The organism is Paenibacillus sp. GM2FR, from assembly GCF_002803325.1.
Lineage (GTDB): Bacteria > Bacillota > Bacilli > Paenibacillales > Paenibacillaceae > Paenibacillus_AQ > Paenibacillus_AQ lautus.
This window is the reverse complement of sequence record NZ_MKZM01000008.1, coordinates 2911522-2932229: the sequence shown is the minus strand read 5'-3', so window position 1 is coordinate 2932229 and position 20708 is coordinate 2911522. Positions and strand designations below refer to the sequence as shown.

Genomic DNA, 20708 nt, shown 5'->3' with positions numbered 1-20708 from the left:
TGACCGGCTCTGACTTGAAGTGGAATGACAAGATAGTGTCAATCATCATCAGGATAAAATCATAAGGAGGACCTCGTCTTGGGGATCGATGAAATTTATATTAATCTACGTTTTTTATTGCTGCCGGTCATCGTAATTATCGGGATCGAATTCGTTCTAATCGGACTATATTATTACCTTTATTATAGAAAACAACAATCAGAGGGAAAGCCACGGATTCACATGAAAAAGCTTTTTCTCGGTGCCTTGTTCATCGGATATGTTGTTTTTGTGCTCGAGCTCACCATGTTCGGCCGCGGCCACTCCCATTTCTTGCAGATGAATCTCCATCCATTCAGCGGTTATATTGAAGCATGGAATAAGTATTCCTTACGTGATCTTCAGAATGGGTTATTTAATATCATCATGTTTATCCCGATGGGAATATTGCTGCCTTTCATCAGCCAAAAATGTAAAGCATTCAAGTGGCTGCTTCTGGTCGTTGTAAGTTCTACGCTATTTATTGAAACCTACCAGACGCTTACAGGCGCAGGGCTGTTTGAGCTTGATGATATCATAAACAACACGCTTGGTGGTATTTTTGGATATCAATTATACAGACTTGCTGCTTCCATTGTTCATAACAAAAGAATAAGAATGAAAAGCCTGCTGGGAAACCTGGCGATCCCTTTATTGATGGGTTTGTTATTTGTCGGCATAAATATCGTCTACTTTCAGCAGGAGTTCGGTAACCTGGCCATAAACTCGTTTACCAAATGGAATATGAAAGATGTTCATGTGACAACATCCCTTCAGCTAAGCTCGGCACCTGCAGTGGCCCCCGTCTACAAGAAAATCACTCAGCCGGAAGGAGTCGAAGCCCTGCTGCAGCAGAAGTTAGGATTATCTGAGTTGAAGGTTAAGGATCGGGATGGCGATCGTGAGGTTCTATTGAAAGATAAATCAGGAACACCATATACATTCTATCAATCCCAAGAGGGAAACTGGTCGTTAACCGAGAACAATGATACACCGGAGCGAGCTTCATTCAATGACCAAGAACTGCTATCACAAAAGGCCAGAACCATAATGGCCGATCTTGGCCTACTCCCTCAAGACGCTGATTTTACAGCATTGGATGGCGGGGAATATCAATGGTCCCTCCCGGATAAAGCGGGGTTAAACGAAAGTTATTGGACTGGCGAACTGTTACTCGCTCTTAAACAAGATGGCACTATCTACTCGATAAATAATGGGCTTCAAGAGAATCAATTTATGAAGGAAGTAGATATACGGTCTCCTGCAGAGGTATATGAGCGTATAAAGAATGGTGAATTTCCTCAAATCAAAAGAAATGCAATATTAAAGCCGGATCAACTCGTTATTAAAAAAGGTGACCAACTTGATATAACAGGGATTGAGCTATCATTCATTTATGACACAAAGAACTTCTATCAGCCTGTATACAGAGTAAACGGTGTATTTAATGGGGATACGAATTGGTTCACATTAATTCAGGCAAGAAGAAGCTAGGAGAGTATATCGTAGGTAATCGGCCCTGACATGATTGAAGTCAGGGCCGTTATTGTTGTCCAACTTTCAAAGCGTTTCCGAAAATTTCGGAGCGCTTTTTCTCATCGTAGTGATCAATATGACGATATATAAATAGTAAAGAAAAGTGTTGAATTTGGCATTTTTAAATTGTATTGGTTATTTTTTGTAAAAAAAATGACGTATTTAAGTATTGACCGCTGGAATATTAATCAATATGATTACTGTATAGAGAGATATACTAATATTTGGGTTCTGATCCTAGAGGGTGGTGTTAGCTTGGAAAGGACAGCCACGATTCGCGAACAAATGGAAGAGTTTCTACATAAGAACGAAATGACGATTAATCGGTTTGCTGAGATATCGGGTGTCAATAGCGGCACGCTCAGCAACATTCTGAATGGGAACCGCCCGATTTCCATGCAGCAGTTAGACCGGATTACGTTAGGTATGGGTCTGGAAGAGGGTTATTTTTATGAGCTGTACATAGATGAATGCATTTTCCATGCTACGCCGGATTGGCGTCGTCTGGGTCCGTATCTTCACCGATGCGCTGAGCTGGGGAAGCTGGATTGTCTGGATAAGGCTGTCCGGATGACGATGGATAATATCTCTTATTCACCCTTACTCTTTGAAACGGCAGAGTTTTTTTTCAAAGAGGGAAAGCATGAAGCGGCCGTTCTGCTCTACAAAAGCGTGGCTGAGAGTGAACGATTTCAGCATTCGGAGCGGTTGGCTCTGTGTCAGTATCGGTTGTTTACGCTTGGGTTAGGCGATGATCAGGAGGTTAATTCAAGGGCTGCAGTATACTTTGAACCTTATATTGATAGATTAGATGAAGTATATCAATTGGATGCACTAGTTGATTTGATTAATGTAAATGGTTCTATACATCGTTGGGATAAAGTTGAGGAATTCGCTGAGCTAATGTTGCATAAAGCAATAATTGAGTATAAGTATATTGAGACAAAAAATCATATTGAGATAAAGAGGAAGAATCCACTTATTTTTTATATCCTATACGCACATTTATCATTAGAATATAGCTACAGTGAGCGTGGAGAATATGAAAAGGCACTATACTATGTATCACAATATGCTGATCCTTCATGGATAAGTAACGCTAATAATGAAGAACTACAAATTATTAACCAGTTTAAAGAGTGGGCAGTTGCTAACAGATATGTGTACCAGTTAATGGTCGGACAAGCTGAGGTTCTTTCTGAGTATATGGAATACGTCTCGACACGTGAAGACGAGATTTTTGTGGCAATGTGTAACATAATGATAGCGGCCAATCGACATAAATTTCAGGTAGATCATATCTTGGAAGATTACAAAGAATATTTAATCTATAAGCAACAACGAAATCACATAGGTAAAGTTAGTAAGCAAGTAACATTAGAGAGACATACGCGTTTATTGGCCGAATTAGGGATCTACTATATAAATTCGGAGCAATATGATAAAGGAATAGAATTTATATTGGAAAGTCTGGGGAGTTCCATTACAATTAATAGTAACAATGGCATGCTGAGATGCATGGGGTTATTCGAACAGTATCGTCATTTTTCATCTTTTGAATCACAAAAACGTTATACTAATTTAGTTAGCGAGGTGCAAAAATTAAATGAGAAAAAAATTGGTTTCTCTATTAGTTATGTTTAGTATCGTGTGGACATTTGCTGTTCCAACTTCAACGATTCATGCTGACAATAACAAAGAAATAGCGGTATTTTCAACTTTAACTCATGGATTTGGATCTGGCGGTACATAATTGTCTTTAAACTCGAACAGGTGGGTCATAGTAAGATGCTTCCGAGTCATCGGAGGCGTCTTTTATTATATCTTATAGAAATATTAAAGGCATGTTCAGTTCATCTACTATTGACCTAACGATTGTAAAATAATAGCATGTAATTAATTATTTACTATACTAATATTTGGTTTTCCATCTGGGGGTGTTGTTACTTGGAGACGACAGCCACGATTCGCGGAGAAATAGTTAGATATTTGCAGAATCATCGTATGACAATCAACCAATTTGCCAGGATATCGGGTATCAACAGCGGGACACTCAGTAATATCCTGAATGGAAATCGTCCCATGTCCATGCACCAGTTAGACCGGATTACCGAAGGGATGGGTCTGGAAGAGGGGCACTTTTACGAACTTTACATAACGGAAAGTATTTTTCATACCACTCCAGATTGGCGGAGGCTTGGACCTTTTCTTGAACGATGTGCGGAATTGGATAAATTGGACTGTTTGCATAAAGCTGCACGAATGACGATGGAAAATATTAACTACGCACCGATGCTTTTTGATATGGCGGAGACCTTATTCAACGAGGAGAAGCGTGAAGCGGCAGCTTTGTTATATGAATGTGTGGCTGAGTGTGAAAAGTTTCAGTATTCCGAACGGTTAGCTCTTTGTCAGTATCGATTATTCGTAATCGGATTAGGTGAGAATCAGGAAGAGAATTTACAAAAAGCAGTATACTTTGAACCCTATATCGATAGATTGGATGATATGTATCAATTGGATGCGTATGTTAAGCTGATTAATGTGAATATATCCTTACAGCGGTGGGATAAAATTGAAGCTCTTGGCAAAAGGATGGGACATAAAGCTAAAATTCATTATCAACAAAATAGAAATATTTTTGGTGCTTACGAATATCCAAAGAAACCCTTTATATTTTACATATTATATTCGTATTTAATTCAGGCCTCTTCGCATCAAGAACGTGGAGATTACGATAATGCATTTTATTATGTATCATTATATGAAAATCCTGATTGGATAAACAAACCTAGTGAGGAAGCATCACTGATTATGGAGCAGTTCAAGGAATGGGCTGAGGCTAATCGGTATATGTATGGTTTAATGAGCGGACAACCAGATGCTTTAAACCGGTACGTAGATTATGTGGACTCAAGGGAAGACGAGATTTTTTTGGCGCTATGTAATATTATGATCGCAGCCAATCGCTATCAACTACATATCGATCATATATTGGATCGGTATAAGGAGCATTTGGTTTTCAAAGAGAGGCAAAATCAGCTCGGAAAGGTTAACGATCAGGTCACAATAAACCGATACACCCGCCTCCTCGCCGAGTTAGGGATATACTATTTAAATGCTAAACAGTATGATCGGGGGTTATCCTACATCCTGGACAGCCTCGCGTACTCGATAAGAATCAAAAGTGATAACGGGATGCTGCGGTGCATGGGAATCTTCGAGCAGTTCCGTCAGTACGCATCCGAGGAAATACAGAAACGGTATAATGAATTCATTCGTGATGTCCAAAAATTATCCGTGTATGCTTGGAGCCCGCTTGTGTAGGGGGGAAATGCTAAATATAGATTTTTCTGGGGGTGTTGTTACTTGGAAACGACAGCCACAATTCGCGGTGAAATAGCTAGATATTTGCATGAACATGGTTTGACTATTAATCAGTTTTCGAAAATATCAAATATAAACAGTGGATCTTTGAGTAGTATACTTAACGGAAATCGCCCAATGTCGGTAAATCAATTAGATCGTATCACTACAAGTATAGGACATTCTGAAGGGTATTTTTACGACCGTTACATTTTTGAATGTATATTTCATACAACCCCTGACTGGAGGCGGCTAGGAGCTTTTCTTCAACGTTGTGCAGAGTTAGATAAACTGGATTGTCTGCAACTAGCAGCCCGTATGACGATGGAAAACATGATTTACGTACCGATGCTTTTCGAAACGGCGGAAGAGTTTTTCAATGAGGAAAAGTATAAGGCGGCAGCTATACTATATGAATGCGTTGCTGAAAGTGAAAAGTTCCAACACTCTGAAAGGCTTGCATTATGTCATTATCGGCTGTTTGGGTTGGGGCTAAGTGATAACATGGAAGCTAATTTACAATTGGCCGTAACTTTTGAGCATTATATTGATCGGTTGGATGAAGTTTACCAGTTAGAAGCTTATAGGAAGCTTATTAACGTTAATATTTCACTGCTTCGGTGGGATACGGTGGAAGTTCTTGCCGAAAAAATGGGTCTTAAGGCAAAAATAAAATATGAAAACAATTACAAATATGAACAAGAGAAGCCAGTTATATTTTACATATTATATTCGTATCTAATTCGAGCCAATGTCTGTCGTGAAGCAGGAAACTTTGATGAGGCATTAGGTTATCTCTCCATGTATGAATACACTAATTGGATAACAGCACCCACAGATGAAGAAACTTTAACTATTAATCAGTTTAAAGATTGGGCAAAAGCGAATCGTTACTATTATAAACTGATGGCTGGTCATTCTAGCATCCTACCTGAATATGTAAATTATGTTATCACAAGAAGAGATGAGATTTTTGCAGCCTTATGCAATATTGTAATAGCTGCTAATCGACATCACTTCAACATAGATCATATACTGGAACAGTTTCGTGATTACTTGGTACTTAAATTACAAAGAAACAAATTTGGAAAGGTTAGTGAGCAAATTACAATAAACCAATACACCCGCCTCCTCGCTGAGTTAGGGATATACTATTTGAATGCTAAACAGTATGATCGCGGGTTATCCTATATCCTGGATAGTCTCGAGTATTCGATCAGAATCAAAAGTGACAACGGGATGCTGCGGTGCATGGGAATCTTCGAGCAGTTCCGTCAGTACGCATCCGAGGAAATACAGAAACGGTATAATGAATTCATTCGCAATGTCCAAAAATTATCCGTGTATGCTTGGAGCCCGCTTGTGTAGGGCTCTATCTGTGCGTCTACAGGCTAATGCACAACGTTGAATCGGCGGCGGACTGGCCCTAAAAGCTGCCATGATAGCATCCCGAGGCTATGGCCTAATGCCCGGGTTTGTGATAAACTCGGATAAGTTTATTTTTACATATCGCTTGAAAGTAAGGAGTCCATGTCATGACATCAAGAACATCAATAGATCAAAACACAAATTCTGGAGGGCGCACATGGATGATGTTTGCAGGAATCATCCTTATTGCTATTAACTTGAGAGCGGCGATTACATCGGTCGGCCCGCTGATCGGGATCATTCGCGACGATACGGGAATCTCGAACACCTTGGCGGGTATGCTCACCACGCTGCCGCTATTAGCCTTTGCCCTGCTGTCGCCGATGGCACCGGCCATGGCCAAAAAATGGGGACTGGAGAATACCCTTTTGCTGAGTATGGTGGTGCTGACATTCGGAATCGGCATACGCTCGGTATCATCCCCATATACGCTGTTAATCGGAACCGCATTTCTTGGAATGGCCATAGCTGTAGGGAACGTGCTGCTTCCAAGTCTGGTCAAGCGGGATTTCCCGCGGCATATCGGATTGATGACGGGCACATACTCTGCCTCGATGAACCTGCTCGCCGCCATCGCATCCGGGATTAGCATTCCGCTGGCTACCCAAGCAGGGCTTGGTTGGCAAGGGTCCCTGCTCATTTGGGGTTCATTGTCCGTCTTGGCTCTGATTGTGTGGATCATCCAGCGCCGCAGTTCCGGAAAAACAGCTGAGGTCCGTTCGACTTCAACCAAACAACAGAGTGTGCTGAGGTCACCGCTTGCTTGGTACATTACTTTATTTATGGGACTTCAATCGTTTACGTTCTACGTGAACGTCTCATGGCTGCCCGAGATTCTGAGAAGCCAAGGCATGGATTATAGTGCTGCGGGATGGATGCTCTCGATTCTCCAATTTGTCAGCCTGCCATTTTCCTTCATTATTCCTGTTCTGGCTGGCCGGAATCCCAATCAGCGTATGCTGGTAACGATCTCTGCATTGTGCATGCTGACCGGATATGCAGGCTTATTTTCCGGCATGACTTCGTTGAATTTGCTGTGGGTGATGCTGGTAGGTATTTCAGGCGGGGCCAATTTCAGTTTATCCCTGATGTTCTTCACCCTTCGTACCAAAACGGCTCAAGAAGCTGCCGCGTTATCCGGAATGGCGCAGTCACTGGGTTATTTATTGGCCGCCGTCGGTCCGATGCTGATCGGGTTCCTGCATGATGCGACAGGAGGATGGAAGGTGCCGCTGGCGGTGCTGTCCGCCGTTGTTGTGGTGTTGTTCATCTTCGGTTTCGGGGCAGCGAAGCCGGGTTATCTCTCCGTGCCAAACGAAACGAAGCCGGAGGCTTAAAGGTATAGAAGTCACATTGTATTGACGCATACAGTAAGTATGATACTAAGAGCGATCCATGGAACAAAAGTTCTGTTGGGTCGCTCTTTTTTTAGAGCATGTCCGGTTTTCACTTGATAGCATTCAAAAAAATCTATAGATTTTACATAGCGTTTACATAAATGGGTAGATTGACAATGAGGACTTGGTATACTCTGAAATTTGATAAAAGATGATCTGTATACCTAAGGGTTAAACGGGTTACGAGGTTCTATTACATTACACCAAGCATATGGGGAGCGATGGATATTGAATCCGGAGACAGAGAAAGAACAAGTACAAGCTCAAGTCGGCAATAGGCAGCCCTCTGGCAGGTGGCGTGCCCTCAGCGAAACCTGGTGGACCGCTCTGCAGTTGGGACTCACATCGTTTGGCGGACCGATCGCACATCTTGGATACTTCCACCAGACTTATGTGCGGCGCAAACAATGGCTGGACGAAAAAAGTTATGCGGATCTGGTGGCCCTGGCCCAATTTCTTCCCGGACCGGCCAGCAGCCAAGTGGGCATTGGTGTTGGGATGATACGAGCGGGACTATGGGGCGGTATCGTCGCCTGGCTCGGCTTTACGTTACCATCCGTGCTTATGCTCATGATTTTCGCCTATCTGATGCAAACCTTCGATCCCGGCTCGGCAGGCTGGATTCAAGGGCTGAAAATTGTCGCAGTGGCCATCGTAGCTCAAGCGGTACTTGGGATGGCAGGAAAGCTGGCCTCAGGTCCCGTGCGGGCGGCCATAGCGTTAATAGCCATGGCAGTCGTTCTGCTGTGGCAGAGTCCCGTTTCTCAAGTGACGGTCATCGCGCTGGCCGGCATATCGGGACTGTGGTTGTTCAAGCGTCAAGCGAATGAAGAGGCAGCACCCGAGATCAAGATGCCGATCGGACGGAGAGCCGGACTCTTTTGCTTGGGCATGTTTGTCGTGTTATTAGTGGGTCTGCCGCTCCTTAAAGGGCTGACCGATAATGGTTGGGTAGCCATTGTGGACAGCTTCTACCGAGCCGGATCGCTTGTATTCGGCGGAGGGCACGTTGTTCTCCCGCTGCTGGAGAGTGAGACGGTATTGAACGGCTGGATGTCCAAAGAGGATTTCCTAACCGGTTACGGGGCAACACAAGCTGTACCCGGTCCGTTATTTACTTTTGCCGCTTACCTTGGGGTCTTGATTCAGGGGATACCCGGAGGTGTCGTTGCTATACTTGCGATCTTTTTGCCTGGATTTCTGCTCATCGTAGGGGCAATGCCGTTCTGGAACAGCATCCGCAGAAACCCTAAACTGCAAGGCGTGCTGACAGGCATGAATGCCGCAGTGGTCGGAATTCTGTTGGCCGCTTTGTACCATCCCATATGGACATCCTCCATCCATAGTCCGCTTGAATTTGTGATTGGCGCGGGTCTGTTCGGGATGCTGATGTTCTGGAAGAGCCCTCCGTGGCTTGTTGTGATTACCGGTGCATTAGCCGGACAGCTACTCCTGTGATTCATTGATTTTTAGACCTCGGCGCTTTGTGCCGGGGTCTATTTGATTTTTCAGGAGTAAATCACGGCCGATTGGTTAAATATTTAGGGTGTACCTCTCTTCTTGAAGTAAATCTTGATGCCAAGAGTTCCAGCCTTAATTCGATATAGAAATGAGTGGATAAACCTACATGTTGGATACCGAAGTGAAAGATTGCATTATCATAGGCGGCGGAATTGCAGGTCTGCAGGCTGCTATACAGCTGGGGCGGTATTCTGCCTACGATATCCTAGTGATCGACCGGGGAACGGGGCGTTCCACCATATGCAAGAGCTACCGCAACATCCTCGGATGGCCGGATGGGGTATCTGGTGAAGAGCTCAGGGGGCGGGGACGTCAGCAGGCGGAGTCTGTCGGCGTTACGTTTGCAGCCGATGATATCCGGAAAGCGGAACGGGATGAAGCGGAATATTTTGTGTTAACCGGTAAAGACGGCGTTCAATACAGGACCAAAACCTTGCTGCTCGCAACAGGCGTGATGGACCGTTTTCCCAAACTGCCAGGCCTGATGTCCACGCTGGGCACATCCGTCTTTGTATGCCCCGATTGCGATGGTTATGAAATTCAAGATCGTAAGACCGTCGTGATGGGATCGGGCGATCCCGGTGCCAGTATGGCCGTGCTGCTATCGGAGCGGACCAAGGATATCATCTACATCAATCATGAGCGGGAGCCGGCTTCTTCCGAGCATATGTCCCAATTGGCGGATTTAGGGATTCCGTATATAGAGAAAAAGGTGTCTGAAATTCGGGAGGAGGACGGCATCCTATCGGCCGTTGTGCTGGAGGATGGGAGCATCGTGCCCGCAGAGCGGGGGTTCATATCTTTTGGCGGGAATAGGATCTATTCCGAATTGGCCGAGCAGCTGGGGGCAGAGCTGGAGCACAACCGTCATGTCAAGACCGATCCAAGGTCCAAAATGACGAGTGTCGAATTACTCTGGGCGGCCGGTGACCTGGGCGTCCATTCCGAATTAACTACCGTGGCGATGGGGGAAGGCGCGACGGCTGCGATCTGGATCAACAAGACATTAAAGAAGATGACTAGCGAAGCCGTTACATGAGGGTATAGAAATAGAACAGAACCATTAGAAAACCTCGGAACGATCCGGTTGATAAAGTATTCTAAAAAACCCGCCTGATCAGGCACGGCATGAGCGAGAATGGCCGGCGGATCAAGGCGGGTTTTGTTAAATGTACGCCGATCGGCATTTACAGACCGAATCGGGTGATATGCTCATCGAGTCTATACTTTTGCAGTAATTCGGTTTGCTTGGGACCGATCAGATCAAAGTGCGGGTAAGGTTGGCGGTAATGGATATATTTCGGATTAAGCCCGTTGGATACACACCAGTCCTCAAGGCGCTGGATGTTCGAGCAGCCTACTTTGGTTACGGTATGGAACTCCGGAAACCGCTTGTCGTACCAATAATGGGTCAAAAAAGCGATGTCGCCTTGTGCGACCTTCTGCTTCCATTGCTGCAATTCCTGTCTCGAGATGCCGAATGCCATGTTTGTCTCATCCTTATAAGTGTATTCATGCTTCTCATTATATCAGCATATACTTGACTGCACCTACTTGTTTTCCTAGCATGGCGCTGCTAAATACAAGCGTTATTTTTTACCGTTGATCGGATGGATATCGAAGAGGGGGATACGATATGATACTGGAATCAGCGATACTTTATATCAAACCGGGGCTGGCAAGCGAGTTTGAAAGTGTCTTTCGGGAAGTTTCCGGCGTTCTGTTAACGAAAAAGGGATATGTAAGCCATGAGCTTCACAAGTGCGTGGAGAACCGGGATGAATATATATTCCTCGTCCGTTGGAGCGGTATTAAGGATCGCCTGATCGGCTTCCGCGGACATCCGGATTATAAGCTATGGACTGCGTCACTGGAGCCGTTTTATGCCCGGCCGCCTGAGGTTAGGCATTATATCGATATCCGGATCGATAGCCGCGAGCAGGCTGAGGCGGAGCTGACGAAACTATTGATCCCGGAAAGCGGGACGGATTCAGCTTCCCATGAAGAGAGGACGGCAGAATAATCAGAGCTTAGTAATATCAGGTCGTACGTCAATAGGGTGCATTCTCGGAAGCTGTCCTTGGACGGCTTCTTGGCGTATCGGAGTGCGGGAGATCCGTAAATATCCTCATGGTAACGGAAAGAGAAGCCATATATGAGGCAATCGGTCTTATTTTGTCCCGAATAACAGGAATTATGGGATGTCATGACGAACTTTGTTGTTAAGTTAAACTACATAAGGGGTGGTTACAATCACTATAGATTATCATGGCGTTCGCCGTCTTGCCGACGACATTCGAGCAAACGTTTCCAAAGTTATGGTAGGTAAAGAGCAGCTGATTGACAGACTGTTTATTGCCATGGTCACTTCAGGTCATGTTCTGTTGGAAGATGTGCCGGGTACAGGTAAGACATTGCTGGCCAAATCCATCTCGAAGTCGATTGATTGCACGTTTAAGAGAGTACAGTTTACGCCGGATTTGCTGCCGTCGGATCTGAGCGGCATTTATTTCTATAATCAACAATCCGCGACGTTTGAATTCCGACCGGGGCCTCTGTTCACGAATATCCTTCTAGCCGATGAAATCAACCGGGCGACACCTCGTACGCAGTCCAGTCTATTGGAGTGCATGGAGGAACGCCAGATCAGCATTGACGGGGTAACCCATCAGCTGAAAGAACCGTTTCTGGTCATCGCGACGCAGAATCCGCTGGAACAGCAAGGAACGTTTCCGCTGCCGGAGGCACAGCTGGACCGCTTTCTGTTCAAACTGAATATGGGATACCCTACCTCAGAGGAAAGCGTGAATATTCTGAAGCGATTTAAAGAGGATCAGCCCTTGGAGTCTCTAATGGCAATTGCAACGTCTGAGCGGATCGTACAAGCCAGACATATCGTCAGCAAAGTACATGTCAGTGATGAGATGTTATCCTATATCGTTGCGCTTTCCGAGCATTCAAGAAGAGATGAAGCGGTTGCCTCCGGCGTAAGCCCAAGGGGCTGCCAAGCATTATTGAAGGCTGTGCAGGTACAAGCCGTCCTGAAGGGCAGGGAGTTTGTTACCCCTGATGATGTAAAAGATTTGGCTGTGCCGACATGGGCGCACCGGTTGAAGCTTCGAGGGACGCTCCACAGCCGCGGCGGCGCTGCCGCGGCGGAAGAAGTGATCGAACGGCTGCTGCAGCAGGTTCCCGTACCGACAGAAGAAGGCATTTCGTCGTAGGGGCGGATGGCGATGGGAGCCTATTGGATATTGTTAATCGCCGCAGTGGTCATCGTTGTTCAGGGCAAGCTTTTCAAACGGACGGCATTGAAAAGGCTGAACTACAGCCGTTCCTTCAAGGTGTCGACCTGTTATGAGGGAGATTCCGTGGAATTGATCGAAATCATTGAGAACCGCAAAGCATTGCCTGTACCCTGGTTAAGGGTAGAATCCCAATTTCGTTCGGGCCTGGCATTTGATAACCAATTGAACCTGGATATCAGTGAGGGGCAATTCAATCAGAACCACAAGAGCTTCTTCAGTCTTCTGCCTTGGACCAAAATCCTTCGCCGACATCGGATTATCGCTAAGCGCAGAGGTCTGTACAAGCTGGGAACGGTATCCATGACGACGGGTGATTTGGTCGGAATGGAGTCGATTGTCCAGAGCAAGACGTTGTCCGGTGGAATTATCGTGTACCCGATGCCGATGGATGTGTCGGACATGGCCCTCCCGGTCCAGACTTGGATGGGCGAAATGCTGGTCCGAAGATGGATCTTGGAGGATCCTTTCCTGATATCGGGCATACGCGAATATCGCGACGGCGATCCGCTGAAGGATATTCAATGGAAAGCGACCGCACGGACGGGCACGCTGCAGGTCCACAGGCGGGATACCACAGCGGACAGCCGGCTCTTAATCTATCTGAATATAGAGGATCATGAGCAGATGTGGAGCAAAGCGACGCGGCCTGAGCCGATCGAGTATGGCATCCGCCTGGCGGCCGGCATTACAGCTCACTTATTGTCGCAGGGCATGGAGATCGGAATGGGGACGAATGGAACGCTTGGCGAGGATTCCACCGATGAGGCATTTGTCCCGGTTGCAGGCGGCATGACCCAGCAGCATCTGATATTTGAAATGCTGGCGAGACTGGAGCTGATCCGAAAGGCTTCTTTCCATGATTATCTGGCCCATGAGCTATCCCGACATGAAGAGGCAAGGGATATCCTGATTTTAAGCACTTACGTCAGCCCCAGGCTGGAAGAGATGTTTCAGCGATTTCGGGACAATGGGCACACGATTCAGGTATTTCCCCTCGGTGATGTGCCGACTCCTGCGAAGGAGGTGTCGGCATGACCTCTCGAGGTACTGGATTTATAAAGGCTTCTTTGCAGGGATTCGTGGAATGCGTACTCTATTTTCCGGTACTCTTTATTCCGGCTTTCTACCTGCTGCCTGAATCGTACCGCTGGGTATGGCCTGCCCTAGTATTAGGCGGGTACTTACTTGGCTATACAGGTGCGCAATGGTTCAAGCTGGATCGTCAGTTTAAGGCAACCTTATGGGCTTGCCTGGTTTCCATTGCGGTATCCATCGCATTTATAGGCGTCGATATTACCCTAGCTTATTTTATCCCCTTGATCTTTATTGCCAGTTATCGCGGAAGCCGAATGGAGCAGGTAAGCTGGAATCTGATGTTTCCGGGGACGTATTTCTTAATCGGTTTGATTGTGTACGGGGTCAGCAGTTTCATATTAAGTTTCATGGATTCGTTCCGTGGTGGAATATCGTCTCTGACCTGGATGGGGGCAGCCGCGTTAGGATTGACACTGTTGATTGTCAATCGGCAGTTGGTGTTGGATGAGACCCTGCCAGGCAATGATCAGCCCGTATTGGAACGGCGCGTGCTGCGCTACAATCGCTGGTTTATCATCGTATTGCTGCTTCTTGTTGCGGTCGTCGCTTTTCTACCGCAGCTGCAGCAATGGGTCTCTGATATGGCGCGGGGGATCGCTGCATGGATCTCCGGATGGTTCGGCTCCGGAGCGGAGCAGGCCCCGGAGCCGCCTTCGATGTCGGAGCCTCCGCCCGAAATGTCATTTCTCGATGAAGAAACCAAGCCGCCGAGTCCATGGATGAAAGTACTGGAGCAAGTGCTGATCTATGGCGTGTTCACCGTTATCGGGATCGGGATACTGTATGTTCTATTCAGGTTTGGCAAAATACTGCCTAAGCTGTATAGAAGATTCTCTGCATGGATGAACAGGATGATGAACAGACAGAACCTTCAGCCCTCGCTAGGTTATGAGGATGAAGTAGAGAATATTGAACATGACCCGGCATCCAAGCGGCTCAAACGGCTGTTGTCCGGCATGCGTATCGGCGGTAAGTTTCGGGCAGGAGAAGGATCGGAGCATTTGAATGAGAAAATTCGCCAAATGTATCGCATGATACTTTCCCGAAGTATCAGGGAAGGCTATAATTGGAAAGCGTCGCTAACACCGCGGGAAACCGAAAGCGATCTTAAGGAATGGGACGGGCGGAAGGAACGTATTCCACAATCCTTGATTCAGCTTTACGAGGAAGCCCGCTATGGTACCCGTACCATCACGGAAGAAGAAGTTAAACAGGTACGATTGGATAGGAAGCATACATGAGGAGTGAACATCTTGTCGGTACAAAAAGAAAGCAATGCTGTTATTCACTACGGAGATCCCGCGGTCACCGGGGGAGTCTCCGTCTTTGATAAGGAATTTGACAAGCTATTTTATTACGATGGAACGGATCTGGGTTTAACTTATCAACCGCAAGAGTCCACGTTTCGACTGTGGGCACCGACGGCTAGCGAGGCATACGTTCTCCTGTATCTGGATTGGCAGGCAGCAGAAGCCCGGCGGTTCGCGATGACTCGTGATGTGAAAGGAACTTGGCTGCTGAAAGTAGGAGAAAACCTTCAAGGCATGTTCTACACCTATCAGGTCCTTATCGGGGATCAATGGAACGAAGCTGTCGATCCCTATGCCGCCGCTGTAGGCGTCAATGGGGATCGTGCTTACATCTTGGATATGGCCTCGACCGATCCAGAACACTGGACAGAGGACAAACCGCCACTCCATAGTCCTCTAGATGCCGTGATCTATGAACTGCATGTTCGTGATTACACCATTCATCAAGACAGCGGAGTGAAGCATAAAGGCAAGTTTATAGGTCTGGCGGAGACAGGTACCCGAGGTCCCGGAGGGATTCGTACAGGGCTTGATCATATTGTCGAGCTTGGGGCCACCCATGTGGAGCTGCTCCCGATCTACGATTTTGCAACGGAAAGCGTGGACGAAACCAGGCTTGATGAGCCGCAGTACAATTGGGGATACGACCCGAAGAACTACAATGCTCCCGAAGGCTCGTATGCTACGGATCCGTATGTGCCTGAGGTTCGGATTCGTGAACTGAAGCAGCTGATTCAGACATTCCACGATCAAGGCCTTCGAGTCATCATGGATGTAGTGTATAACCATGTATATGACGGGTATCTGATCAATTTCACGAAGCTGGTTCCCGGATATTACCTGCGCTATACGAAGGACGGCAAATTCTCCAACGGATCCGGGTGTGGTAATGACACGGCATCTGAACGTCCGATGATGCGGAAATTCATTGTGGAATCCGTCCTGCACTGGGTGAAGGAGTACCGAATTGACGGTTTCCGATTTGACCTGATGGGATTGCTGGATGTGGAGACGATGAATGAAATCCGGGCGCGCCTGGACGAGATCGATCCGGCTATCATCACGATCGGCGAAGGTTGGGTCATGAATACCGAGCTGGACGAGAAGAAACGCGCGAATCAACAGCAGGCACCGGTAATGCCGCGAATCGCTCATTTTAACGACGGTTTCCGCGATGCGGTCAAAGGAGACATCTTCCAGTTTGATTATAGAGGCTTTGTGAGCGGCGGAGATGGATATGAAGACAAGGTGAAGCAGGGCATCGTAGGCGGCATCCCGTATTCCGAAGATATCAAGGCGTTTGCTTCTGAGCCGGATCAGTGCGTAAACTATGTGGAGTGTCATGATAACCATACGCTATGGGACAAAATTATGCTGTCAACAAAAGGGGAGACTGATGCCATACGTCGCGATATGCACCGGCTGTCATCGGCCATGATTCTGACCAGTCAGGGAATCCCTTTCCTGCATGCGGGCCAAGAGTATTACCGTTCCAAGAACGGAGTGGAGAACAGCTACAATTCTAGTGATGAAGTGAATCGGCTGGACTGGGGTATGGCATCGAAGCACCAGGATGGCGTGAAATACATTCAACGGCTCGTTCAGCTCCGCAAGCAGCATCCGGCATTCAGATTAAGGGATGCTGCGTCGATTCGTAAGCATCTTCACTTTGAACGATGTCCTGAGCATACTGTCGCTTACACGCTTCGAGATCATGCGGGCGGCGATCCACAGAAACATATCTATGTACTCTATTATGCCGCACGGAAAGAGTCCTCCCTGGCTTTACCTGAGCTGGGCGAATGGAAGATTCTGCTTGGCGAAGAGCATGTTACGCGTTTAACCCGGAATTCTCTTGTTGTAAAAGGGATCGGTGCTGTCATTTTATCCTGTTAAATCGATACCGGCAGCGGTTATTACCAAGAAATGAATAATGCCTGATTCTATGATCATCTGATATGCTGAAGGTATCAGATGATAGAATAGAATCGAGGCGTCCCTTTGAAGAAATATTTCCTGTCACTTTGTTTGCTGTTGTCATTTACACCGCTTTTTGGCCCTCTTCAGGCAACAGCGGCTCAAGCTCCTAGTCCAACCGATTTTCACGATATCTCGGCAAGCTTTGCAAAAGACGCGATCCATCGTCTAGCCAATAGAGGTATCGTAAGCGGGGATGGCACAGGAGCTTTTTTGCCGCGAAATCCGGTTACGCGGGCCGAATTCATGACCATGGTTGCCAGAATGCTCAAGATGGAGCCCGTTCAGAATGATTTGTCCGCCTTTCAGGACGTATCCAAATCAGCTTGGTACTACGGCTGGATTCATGCAGGACTTAATCTATCCATCGTGGAGGGGAACGGCTCCAAGTTCTTTCCGAATGCTTCGATAACAAGACAAGAGGCCGCGGTCATGGTTATTCGTGCCATGAAAGAAAGTGGATATGATAACGGAAATACAGCCGGCCTATATACGGATTCGGGTTCGATCGCGGAATGGGCTTGGAATGCGGTTGGCAAAGCGACGAATACAGGCTGGCTGCAAGGAAGCAAAGGGCAATTCAGACCGCAGGATCCGATCACCCGGGAAGAGACGGCGATGCTGCTGGATCGGGTCCTCCAATCGGGAAATGTGAAGTCCATGATCGATAGCCAGACGCCTGCCAATATTCATATGGGCTGGTTATATAATGGTACAACGAAGCAATACATTTCCTATGCCAAACGGGCTGGCTTGAATGTTCTGGTACCGCGCTGGTACTACATGGAGGCTGACGGCAAGGTGACGGACCATACCGACAAGGAGCTGTTGAATTGGGCTCATAACAACAGTCGGCAGGTGTGGGCCATGGTGGGAAACCGTGGGAATGCGGAAGGAACTCACCAAGTTTTAAGCAGCGCACAAACCCGGAAGTCTGTCGTTGACCGTATTGCAGCGAATGTATCCCGGTATCGATTGGATGGGATCAATATTGATTTTGAGAACGTCATGCCTCAGGACCGGCAGAATCTGACGGCCTTTATCACGCAATTATCCATAGAGATGAGACGGCTTGGAGCCAAGTTATCCATCGATGTTTCACCTGATCTGAATACGGATTGGACGGCTGCATTCGATTACGCAACCCTTGGCACTCAGGTGGACTATATGGTGCTCATGAGTTATGACCAGCACTGGGGTGGTTCGCCCAAAGCGGGCTCCGTATCCTCGCTGCCATGGAGTGAATCCGCGCTGAGCAAGCTGCGGACCCAAGTGCCGGCTAAGAAGAGCATCATCGCGTATCCGCTGTACACGAGAGATTGGCAGATTGCTTCGTCGGTATCCTCGCAGGACATCAGTTTGGTTGAGCAAGGACATCGCATTCGCCTGAATAAGGCTTCATTCACATGGAATGAGAGCGTGGCGCAGTATGAAGCAGCTTATAGCAGCGGCGGCATTCCGCATCGCATATGGACCGAGGAGTCCCGCTCTTTATCCATGAAGCATCTGATGGCCGCCAAATATCAGATTGCCGGTTATGCCTACTGGTATCCGGGCGCCGAGACGGCGGACGTATGGCAGGCCATTCATAATGCGGAGCGTTATGCTTATTATTCGTTCCGGATCTAAACATCCGATATGTTGAATTTAAGACTAGCCTCGAGGAGTAAGGTTGGTCTTTTTTTTACTTGTAAAAAGGTTTTTCCGTGATACAATAGTTAAAATTTATATAGAATATTTTTCCTGTAGGAGTGATCGTATGACCGTTCATGCTGAGGAACGTCTGAAGCAGCTGGGCATTAGCCTGCCTAAAGCCAGCACGCCAGCAGCCAAGTATGCCAACTATGTTGTCGTTAACGGGTTGATGTATGTTTCTGGTAAGGGTCCCCCAGGACAGCCAAGAGGGAAGCTCGGGGAGCATTATACAACAGAGCAGGGGTATGAATATGCGCGTCTGACCGGGATTGAAGTTCTGGCCGTATTAAGAGAAGGGCTGGGGTCACTTGATAAAGTGAAGCGCGTGGTCAAGGTTCAAGGCTTCGTTAACGCAACAACCGACTATGAGGAGCATCATAAGGTGCTGAATGGATTCTCGGACTTGATGCTAGAGGTGTTCGGGGACCAAGGGATTCACGCCAGATCCGTATTCGGAGCCGTATCCTTACGGGATCAGCTGCCCGTCATTGTAGATTCGATCTTTCAAGTGGAGGAATAGTCATGGCATTAACATTAAGGGAACTGCAGGTGAAGGAGGATGAAAGTCTGCTGCTCATGGTCCAGGAAATCGGCCAGGGCGGGAACGGCTTCGTTAATGGACTAAATAGCGGAAGCATGGAAGAGTTCGCTTCCAAGGTACAGCGCAATTACGAAATGGCCAGAGGCATCGATCTGCCGGATCAGTATGTTCCCCAGACGATATATTGGCTGTACGATAACGACAAGCCTGTAGGATATGGTAAGCTGAGACACCGCTTGAATGACAATCTGCTAGAGCTAGGAGGACATATCGGGTATGTCATCAGGCCGTCGGAGCGTGGGAAAGGATATGGCAAGCGGCTGCTGGCGGAGCTGGTCAAGAAAGCCAATGAGAAGAACATAAGCCGTGTCCTTCTGACCTGCGATGAATTCAACCTGGCTTCTCGTCGCATCATTGAAACGAATCACGGTGAGTTAAGTTCCATTACAAACGGGACGTGTAAATACTGGATTGAGACGGCTGCCTTGCACAACTAGTTGGAAGCATTGCCAATCAACATTTGCTTGGAGAGAGATCAGTAGAAGGAGAGGCGCGCTCCTCAACTTCTACTTATTTCTTTAACCAGTCGAACATTCGGTGGATCGCCGCTGCATGCTGCGGTGGCGGGAAATGATGCCCAAGCCCTTCGTACAGGTGGGCTTCGGGCTGGCGTCCCAGCTCTTGAAGCTTGTTCATCATCCGGTAACTATGTTCCACCAGGACCTGCTCGTCCCGCGTCCCATGGACAATCAGAACGGGACATCGAATTCGATCCGCATAATGGATTGGGGACCGAAGAAGGTATCGTTCCGGAAACTTGGTTGGCGTACCGCCAATGACGCGTTTCATCATCCTGCGCAGATCGATCCGTTCCTCATAGGTTTGCGCCAGGTCGGAGACACCGCTCCAGAGAATCATTTTGGATACATGTGGTGACAGAGCAGCTGCCACGGCAGCATTGATCGCACCGCGGGAAAAGCCCAACAGATGAATACGGCTGTTATCTATCCATGAAATGCGTGATAGCCATTCGATTGCAGTGATCACATCCATCGTATCGGCACCGCCGAATTCATCCCTGCCCTCGCCGCCTTCGTTTCCGCGATAGGCCGGAGCAAACACGGCATATCCTTGCGCCGCGAATTCTTCGACCCACTTTAACCTTACCGCGCCGATCCGGCCTATGCCGCCGCGGCAATACAGGACCAGCGGCAGCTTAGGGGCAGTCGATCCTGAGAATCCTTCCCGGATAGTGTCCTTATTTAAGGAGCATGCCAGCGTGCCGGTTATTGTAACGCCGTGAATTGCGTTGAACGCTTCGGACATCTCATGGGCGCTCGAACGGGGCAGTTGCGGCGGCAGACCCAGATACCCCTTAACATGCAATCCCTCTGAGACATAGTCAATATGATAGATCATCGATGTGCTTCCTCCCGTGCTTATATCATCATGTTGTATCGAATAAGGGCGCTATTATCTAGTTGGAATCAAGTAAGTATAGTATGTTCTTTCGGTT

General features: G+C 47.4%; 17 protein-coding genes. 15 read left to right on the top strand and 2 right to left on the bottom strand.

Annotation, left to right across the window (positions count from 1 at the left end; translation table 11 throughout):
- Nucleotides 1-78 precede the first annotated feature (78 nt).
- The 7 genes from PAEVO_RS13045 to PAEVO_RS13015 all read left to right on the top strand — a co-directional run bounded on the left by PAEVO_RS13045 (nucleotide 79) and on the right by PAEVO_RS13015 (nucleotide 10305).
- Nucleotides 79-1512, top strand: a complete 1434-nt coding sequence (locus PAEVO_RS13045; RefSeq protein ID WP_100537939.1) for a VanZ family protein — start codon at nucleotides 79-81, stop codon at nucleotides 1510-1512.
- Nucleotides 1513-1809: 297 nt separating this feature from the next.
- Complete coding sequence (locus tag PAEVO_RS13040) at nucleotides 1810-3198, top strand: helix-turn-helix domain-containing protein (protein ID WP_100537938.1); 1389 nt, start codon at nucleotides 1810-1812, stop codon at nucleotides 3196-3198.
- Between the two features lie 303 nt (nucleotides 3199-3501).
- A complete protein-coding gene (locus PAEVO_RS13035; RefSeq protein ID WP_100537937.1) occupies nucleotides 3502-4881 on the top strand; it encodes a helix-turn-helix domain-containing protein in 1380 nt (459 codons plus the stop codon).
- Between the two features lie 42 nt (nucleotides 4882-4923).
- Nucleotides 4924-6288: a helix-turn-helix transcriptional regulator gene (locus PAEVO_RS13030; protein WP_100537936.1), complete on the top strand. Its 1365-nt coding sequence runs from the start codon at nucleotides 4924-4926 to the stop codon at nucleotides 6286-6288.
- 167 nt (nucleotides 6289-6455) lie between these two features.
- Nucleotides 6456-7685, top strand: a complete 1230-nt coding sequence (locus PAEVO_RS13025; protein WP_100537935.1) for a CynX/NimT family MFS transporter — start codon at nucleotides 6456-6458, stop codon at nucleotides 7683-7685.
- A 288-nt stretch (nucleotides 7686-7973) separates the two neighbouring features.
- Complete coding sequence (locus tag PAEVO_RS13020) at nucleotides 7974-9203, top strand: chromate transporter (protein ID WP_100537934.1); 1230 nt, start codon at nucleotides 7974-7976, stop codon at nucleotides 9201-9203.
- A gap of 169 nt (nucleotides 9204-9372) precedes the next feature.
- Nucleotides 9373-10305: an NAD(P)/FAD-dependent oxidoreductase gene (locus tag PAEVO_RS13015; protein WP_100537933.1), complete on the top strand. Its 933-nt coding sequence runs from the start codon at nucleotides 9373-9375 to the stop codon at nucleotides 10303-10305.
- A 148-nt stretch (nucleotides 10306-10453) separates the two neighbouring features.
- Here the strand turns inward: PAEVO_RS13015 and PAEVO_RS13010 are convergent, their stop codons facing one another.
- Nucleotides 10454-10753: a hypothetical protein gene (locus tag PAEVO_RS13010; protein ID WP_100537932.1), complete on the bottom strand. Its 300-nt coding sequence runs from the start codon at nucleotides 10751-10753 to the stop codon at nucleotides 10454-10456.
- Between the two features lie 149 nt (nucleotides 10754-10902).
- Between PAEVO_RS13010 and PAEVO_RS13005 the strand changes: the two genes are divergently transcribed.
- From PAEVO_RS13005 to PAEVO_RS12970, 8 genes are all read left to right on the top strand, one after another.
- Nucleotides 10903-11289, top strand: a complete 387-nt coding sequence (locus tag PAEVO_RS13005) for an antibiotic biosynthesis monooxygenase family protein (protein ID WP_100537931.1) — start codon at nucleotides 10903-10905, stop codon at nucleotides 11287-11289.
- A gap of 220 nt (nucleotides 11290-11509) precedes the next feature.
- Nucleotides 11510-12490 (top strand): AAA family ATPase, encoded by a 981-nt coding sequence (locus PAEVO_RS13000; RefSeq protein WP_100537930.1) that lies wholly within the window; start codon nucleotides 11510-11512, stop codon nucleotides 12488-12490.
- Between the two features lie 12 nt (nucleotides 12491-12502).
- A complete protein-coding gene (locus PAEVO_RS12995) occupies nucleotides 12503-13609 on the top strand; it encodes a DUF58 domain-containing protein (protein WP_100537929.1) in 1107 nt (368 codons plus the stop codon).
- Nucleotides 13606-14910: a DUF4129 domain-containing protein gene (locus PAEVO_RS12990; protein ID WP_100537928.1), complete on the top strand. Its 1305-nt coding sequence runs from the start codon at nucleotides 13606-13608 to the stop codon at nucleotides 14908-14910. The genes PAEVO_RS12995 and PAEVO_RS12990 overlap by 4 nt, the downstream gene beginning before the upstream one ends.
- A 12-nt stretch (nucleotides 14911-14922) precedes the next feature.
- Nucleotides 14923-16875 carry a type I pullulanase gene (pulA, locus tag PAEVO_RS12985; protein WP_100537927.1) on the top strand — a complete coding sequence of 651 codons (1953 nt, stop codon included), beginning with the start codon at nucleotides 14923-14925 and terminating at the stop codon, nucleotides 16873-16875.
- A gap of 105 nt (nucleotides 16876-16980) precedes the next feature.
- On the top strand, nucleotides 16981-18585 hold the full coding sequence (locus PAEVO_RS12980) for an S-layer homology domain-containing protein (RefSeq protein WP_100537926.1): 1605 nt from the start codon (nucleotides 16981-16983) through the stop codon (nucleotides 18583-18585).
- Between the two features lie 130 nt (nucleotides 18586-18715).
- Nucleotides 18716-19171: a RidA family protein gene (locus tag PAEVO_RS12975; RefSeq protein ID WP_100537925.1), complete on the top strand. Its 456-nt coding sequence runs from the start codon at nucleotides 18716-18718 to the stop codon at nucleotides 19169-19171.
- Between the two features lie 2 nt (nucleotides 19172-19173).
- Entirely contained in the window at nucleotides 19174-19689 is a 516-nt protein-coding gene (locus tag PAEVO_RS12970) for a GNAT family N-acetyltransferase (RefSeq protein WP_100537924.1), read from the top strand.
- Between the two features lie 73 nt (nucleotides 19690-19762).
- Here PAEVO_RS12970 and PAEVO_RS12965 read toward each other — a convergent pair whose 3' ends face one another.
- On the bottom strand, nucleotides 19763-20611 hold the full coding sequence (locus PAEVO_RS12965) for an alpha/beta hydrolase family protein (protein ID WP_100537923.1): 849 nt from the start codon (nucleotides 20609-20611) through the stop codon (nucleotides 19763-19765).
- Nucleotides 20612-20708 lie beyond the last annotated feature (97 nt).